At 53.6% G+C, this 6,687-nt stretch carries 4 protein-coding genes; all 4 read left to right on the top strand.

Annotation, left to right across the window (positions count from 1 at the left end; translation table 11 throughout):
• Positions 1–637: 637 nt before the first annotated feature.
• Positions 638–1,819 carry a PLP-dependent aspartate aminotransferase family protein gene (locus VFE46_14870; GenBank protein HZZ29278.1) on the top strand — a complete coding sequence of 394 codons (1,182 nt, stop codon included), beginning with the start codon at positions 638–640 and terminating at the stop codon, positions 1,817–1,819.
• A gap of 83 nt (positions 1,820–1,902) precedes the next feature.
• Positions 1,903–3,051, top strand: a complete 1,149-nt coding sequence (locus tag VFE46_14865) for a PLP-dependent aspartate aminotransferase family protein (protein ID HZZ29277.1) — start codon at positions 1,903–1,905, stop codon at positions 3,049–3,051.
• A gap of 666 nt (positions 3,052–3,717) precedes the next feature.
• Positions 3,718–5,301, top strand: a complete 1,584-nt coding sequence (locus tag VFE46_14860) for a DUF6666 family protein (protein ID HZZ29276.1) — start codon at positions 3,718–3,720, stop codon at positions 5,299–5,301.
• Between the two features lie 136 nt (positions 5,302–5,437).
• A complete protein-coding gene (locus tag VFE46_14855; protein HZZ29275.1) occupies positions 5,438–6,661 on the top strand; it encodes a C45 family peptidase in 1,224 nt (407 codons plus the stop codon).
• Positions 6,662–6,687 lie beyond the last annotated feature (26 nt).

The raw sequence follows: 6,687 nt of genomic DNA, 5'->3' as shown, positions 1-6,687 counted from the left end.
CAAGCACCAAAGCATCCAAGAAGTCTTCCGCTGCAGACGGCAAAGGAACAACTCCAGCTGCCACCACCAATGCTAATAAAACTTCAATGAACGACGCCAAATAGTGTGCCGCTATATTGAGTCTTGTTAGCTGAATAAAGCGGGGATAGCCAAAAGTCACTCATTTTTTGACCAATTCGATCGCATTCAGTTCCTGATTCTGCGTGAATGTTCTTCGTTTTTGGATTCCCTTCACGTCAACGGCTTGCTACCGGCTTTGGCCTAGGGTATATTTAACGCGACGGGATTTGCGGCCGCTTGCAGCCTTCAGAACTGCTAAAGTGCCATCGCGTGGTTGGTTTTTCACAATAGAACAATAGCGCGATTTAGCTTAAGCGAGAAACCCTGAAGCCGCTCTAGGCAGTTGTGCCCTGAGTGGCTTTTTCGTTTGTTGCTTCCCGCAGCTTTCCGGTGAGAGATTAATTTGGTCCTTCACAGGGGAGCGCAGTCGTCGCTTCAAAAATATATGAGCGCTGAGCAACAAGCAAAAAGCAAATCGTTTAAAAGTCCGCCGGATTCAATTGCCAGTTCCGACGAACCAAAACATGGACAAAACGGCAGAACCACTATGGATGCTAGCGTTGCCGCGAACGCTGCCTTGTCTGCTGTATCGGCTGGTCCTTCGACATTAGCGGTTCATGCCGGCGAAGATCGGCAAAAGGTAGCCCATTCCATTACCGACCCGATTTTTCTTGCATCGACTTACACATTTGCCAATACGCAGTCAGTTATTGATTACATCGAGCAGAAGCAACCACGCGAGGAGTATGGGCGTTACGGTAATCCCAGCGAACGTGTGGTAGAGCGTAAATTGGCGTCACTGGAAGGAGGCGAATCGGCGTTGGTGTTTTCTAGCGGCATGTCGGCACTGGTCGTGCTGTTATTAACCAAGCTCAACTCAGGCGATGAAGTGGTTTTCTTCGACGAGTGTTACCATCGCAGTCGCGAATTTTGTAGTAAGCATCTTTCACGATTTGGCGTTGTTACACGCCAGGTGCCAGCTTGCGATTACGCAGCGATGGAAGCCGCAATTACATCGCACACCAAACTTCTGATTAGCGAGTCACCGACCAATCCACATTTGAGCATTGTTGACTTAAATCGCTTTGCAGATCTTGGCCATCGTCACGGCGTAGAAACATTGATCGACGCCACGCTAGGTACGCCCTTCAACATTCGGCCGCTCGCCGCCGGAATTGATTATGTTTTACATTCCGCGACAAAATACTTGGGTGGGCATAACGATTTGCTTGCCGGTACCTTAATTAGTACCGCCGAAAAATTGGAACCGGTCCGCAAGCTTCGCGGAATTACAGGAGCTGTAAACTCACCGCACAACGTTTATTTGCTGGAGCGAGGATTAAAAACTTTCGAGTTACGTATGCAACGTCATAACGAAAACGGATTGGCTGTAGCGCGGTTCTTGGCGGACCATCCCCGGATCGAAAGGGTATATTATCCCGGCTTGCCTTCTCATCCATATCATGAAGTCGCGAAGCGCACGATGCATGGTTTTGGCGGCTTAGTCACGTTTTTGGTTCGCGATGCCGATTGGCAGCAAACGGCTCGCATTGTCGACAGCGTGAAAATTCCGCGCATTGCTCCCAGCCTGGGCGGAGTAGAGTCGCTAATCGAGCAGCCCTTGGTTATGAGTTACTACGAGTGCACACCGGAAGAACGACGTCAATATGGCATTCCCGATAATATGATTCGATTGGCGTGCGGGATCGAGAATTCGGTGGACCTGGTCGCCGATCTGAAGCAAGCGCTAGAACAATAGGGACGGTACGTGTCATTTGTTCTGTTTGGTGTTAAAGTCCACATTCAGCAAGCCCGGATAGTAACACAAAGAATGTTCTACACATGGAATTCCGCACCCGCGCCATTCATGTGGGCAACGAACGCGACGCGCAAACCGGCGCAATTGTGCCCCCAATTCACGTGTCGTCAACGTTTGTGCAGCCCGGCGCGGGAGTGTGGGGACAGTTCGATTACACACGCAGTGGAAGCCCAACGCGCAAAGCACTCGAAACCACGCTGGCGAATCTAGAAGGCGGTATAGGTGGCTTGGCGTTCTCTTCAGGAATGGCGGCGATTCACTGCGTCACCATGCTGCTTTCCGCCGGCGATCACATCGTAGCCGGTTCCGATATTTATGGCGGAACCTATCGCTTATTGCACAAAATTGTTAACCGTGCCGGCATTACCGTGTCGCTGGTCAACGCAACCGATTTGAAAGCGGTGGAAGCTGCGATCACGCCCAAAACCAAGCTGTTGTGGATCGAAAGTCCCGGCAACCCGCTCCTTTCCATCATCGATATTGCCGCTTGTGCCGACATCGTCAATCGCAACGGCCTACTGTTGGGAGTCGATAGCACATTCGCCACGCCGGTGCTCACTCGCCCGCTAGAGTTGGGCGCTCACATCGTCATGCACTCGGCTACCAAATACATCGGCGGGCACAGCGATCTTTTGGGCGGCGCACTGGTCGCACGCGATAGAGAACTTTTCGACAGGCTCTATTTCATCCAAAACGCCTCCGGCGCTGTGATAAGTCCGTGGGAAGCATTTCTTTGCTCCCGCGGTTTGAAAACGCTGGAACTGCGAGTCCGCGAACAATCTCGCACTGCACAACAGTTGGCCGAGTGGCTCAGCCGTTACCCGCGCATCAATCGCGTGTTGTATCCCGGCCTTCCCAATCATCCAGGGCATGAAATTGCCCGGTGCCAAATGGCCGACGGTTTCGGCGCGATGCTCAGTTTTGATTTGGGTGATAATTTCGCAGCCGCCAAACGAGTGGCCGAATCGACAAAGCTGTTTCAGCTTGCGGTGAGCCTGGGGGCAGTAGAATCGCTGATCGAACAGCCCGCTTCCATGTCGCACGCCAGTTATGATGCTGCCGATCGCAAAGCGCATGGCATTTCTGATGGCCTTGTGCGTGTTTCCGTTGGCTTGGAAGCTTTTGAAGACTTACGCGATGATTTGACGCAGGCACTTGCAAATTGCGGATAACAATTGCCCTTGCCCGAGCTCGACACTCGTCGATCTTGCAAGCATCGCCGCACCCCTGATTGTTAAATTTTGACGGTCAGGGGATCTTTTCTGGAAGTTTCGCTTAGGCAAACACCGATAAAACGGCTGCTTTGTCTCATTACAGGCATAGCCTGGGAAGTTTAAGCAATCAGGGTGTGCAAGATGATTAACATGGCTAATAAATTGGTTAATTTGGCGGTTTTGGCGTATGCCGTCATCTTTTTAGCCACTACACGACAGGCATCTGCTGATAACGATCCAGATCAGTTGGCGTTTCCGAAAGCGGCGATTGTCGAAAGCGCAACCGAATCAGAACCTGCGCCGCCGAGTCCTCCGCAGCGATTTATTGCATCCCCATCCAGTGACGCCAACAGTTCTTACACCGATTCGAACGTTGATTCCAGTAGCCGTTCCTTCTACTCGGCAGCATCAACTTCGGATGATTCTCGCGGTCGGCAATCAAAATTATCCTCTTCGCCTGCGAAAAGCACATCTCAATATTTCAACCCAAACTACTATCCGCCTCAAATCCCAAGGGCTGATTCCAAAAATAGCGACAGCGCGAATAGCTCGTCTGCCCAACGAACTTATCTACCCCCGCGATATAACTCGTCGCAAAATGTTCAGCAGCAAACGATATTCGGCATGCGAGCTCAGCAGAACGGAGCCGGGCCCAATTATTCACAGATGAATAATACTGCCCTAGGTCAGCGCGTGCAGGGAAACAACTTCTCGCCGAATTATCCGCAAATAGCTGCTGGATCGTCGCGCAGCGGCTCGTCGGGTTATTCACCATCGCGCAATGTGCAAGCCAGCATGCAAACTAACTACCCAGCGAACAGCGTGATGTCAACGAATACATCGACTAACAGCGTCATGTATGGCACGCCGGGCGCTGTGATTACCGGAAACGCACAAATGCAGACGGCAACGCCAAAGTTTCAGGCTACTGCAAGCGCCTCTAGCGTGATGCATCCGCCGATTGTTACGCCACATGCGGTTTATCTCGATGCTCAAGTGCCGGGCGAAGTCATTGGTCCCGGGCAACCGCGGTCGGGAACAAGGGTAATCTACGGCAACGTGGCGAGCGGCCAGACCATACAATCGAATTCCATCATGACGCCTTCTGGCTCGAACATGCCTCCACCAGGCGAAGTTGTTGGCCCAGGCCAAATGATGGGCTCCGATCCGGATTCGAACGACCTCGAAGGCGACATGATGATGCCGCACAGTCCGGATGGCTTTACGAATCCCTATTGCAACAACTGCAACGGTTGCGGAGGGTGCGGTTATGGTCCTGCGTGGCACGGCCCGTCGGGCGGAAGTTGCGGTTGCCAAAGTGGCAATTGCGGGTGCGATGGCGGTTGCTCCGATTGCGATAGTTGCGATTCTTGTGGCGAACATACTCCGTACGGCCGCCCTTGGATCTTGGCTCCCTTCGACTGGTTTGCATCGGAAGTAAACGGCTGCCATAACGGATGGTGGTGGGGCGAAGATCTCACCGTGTTTGGCGGCGTCCACGATTTCAAAAATATTGCCGATAACGGCTTGGTCTCCAGCTTCGGCTTTCAGGAGGGTGTGAACTGGGGTGTTCCCGTCTTTCCTGATTTAGGTATTACTGGGCAAGTTGGTTACGAAGGCACTCAAAGCGAATTTGAAAACATCGACGGCGCTCGCCTGCAGTCGTTTTTAACGGTCGGATTATTTCATCGCCCGTGGTGCGAAAGTGGTTGGGATGGCGGCGTTGTGTTCGATTGGCTGCACGACGATTTCTTTGGCGATCGCTTCGATATTTGCCAGATTCGCGGCCAATTGGGTTGGCAGTGGAATCGGTGCAACGAATTCGGCTTTTGGTTTGCAACTAGCGTAGTGAACGACTTCGGTTTCCAAACGCTCGATCAATACAATTTCTTTTATCGCCGGCAGTTTTGCAGCGGCGGCGATGTCCGCATTTGGGGCGGCTTCACCGGTGGTAATGCCGGAGGCTTCGATGGCGGCTTGGTCGGGGCTGATTTTGAAGTTCCCTTGGCTCGGCGCTGGGCCCTAGATGGCGGGTTCAACTATTTCATTCCCACTGCCAAGCCTGGCAATGGCGGATTTTCCGAGGAAACCTGGAATTTGGGTTTCAACATCGTGTGGTACCTCGGGGGCACTGCCCAGTGCTACAATCCTTACCGGCCGCTGTTTAACGTGGCCGATAACGGCAGCCTGATGACTATTTCGCGCTAAATCGATATTACCGGCACGGCGTTCTATCGAGACTACTGCTTTACAGTGATCAAACTGGCTTACTCTGTTCCTTTCGCTCCGGTTCGTTAGAATAGCGGTAACAACCGTTGGGCCGATATTCTTTAGGAGCGCCTTTATGTTCGTCCGCACGATGCAACCTTCGTATTTGCATGGCATCATCGGCCGCCGTCTTGGCATACCGTTTGTTCGCATGTGGTCCGTGTGGGCATGTGCGGTCGTCGTTCTCGTTGTCGAGCAGCTACTGGTCGCTCCTTCGGCAATTGCCGCCGATCATTCGCCTTACGCCGCCGGTAAGTGTAATACGGCGGAATTAAAATTCGTGGAGGGCCTGCCGGTTGTCACGGCTTCCGGCACGCCGGATGAAATTGGCCAACAACTCGGCACGCTTCTCAAAGCACCGCTCACGAATCTGCTGGGCAAGAAGGAAGAAATTGCGCGCGGCTTTGGGTTCCGATCCGCGCCCGATCTGATCGTGAAAACCAGCCGCCTGGTCGTGCCCGCCTTCCCGGAAAATCAGCGGCGCGAACTGCAGGCAATGCAGCGGGCTGCCGGCGTTGACTCAGATACCTTGGCCTTCGCCAACATCGTCTACGAAATTTCTCACTTTCCTGCCTGCTCTTCGTTGGCGGTGGAACCACAGCGTTCGGCCACGGGCCAGACCCTTTTCGGTCGCAATCTCGATTTCCCCACGTTCGGTTTTCTCGATAAATACAGTCTCATCGAAGTCATTCGTCCCCAGGGGAAACACGCCTTTGTATCGATCACGTTTCCAGGCGTGGTGGGCGTGTTTTCCGGCATGAACGATGCCGGCCTGTGCCTGGCGCAGTTGGAAGTGAATTATTCCGCTGATCATGCGCCGCGGGTGAACTTGTCGGGCACGCCGGTGGCCATGTGCTTCCGTCGCTTGCTGGAAGAGTGCGCCACGGTGGACGAAGCCGAAAAGCTGCTCCGCGAGCAAAACCGCATGATGATGTGCAACCTGGCGGTGTGCGATCGCACGCAATCGGCGGTGTTGGAAATCACGCCGAAAACCGTGGTCCGCCGCGATGATGACCGCGGCCTGTGCCTGTGCACCAACCATTTCCGCACGCCGGAGTTGGCCGTCAACACGCAGTGCCGGCGGTACGATCAACTGCTGCACGGGCAAGAACTCGAAAAGCTCGGCGTGTCAGATATTTCGCGTCTCTTGAACGCGGCCAACCAACAGCAATTCACCATTCAAACCATGATTTTTGAACCCGCCCCGCTGCTGGCCCACATTTCGTTTGGCCCGGCGCCGTCTTCCGCCCAACCGCTCAAGATGATCGATTTCGCCGCTTTGCTGCATCCTGAAAACTGATTCGCCGCGGGGATGCTGACCGTCGC

It is taken from the genome of Pirellulales bacterium (genome assembly GCA_035656635.1).
In the GTDB taxonomy this organism is placed as follows: Bacteria; Planctomycetota; Planctomycetia; order Pirellulales; family JADZDJ01; genus DATJYL01.
The sequence above is the reverse complement of the archived record's forward strand: the minus strand, read 5'-3'. Positions and strand labels throughout refer to the sequence as shown.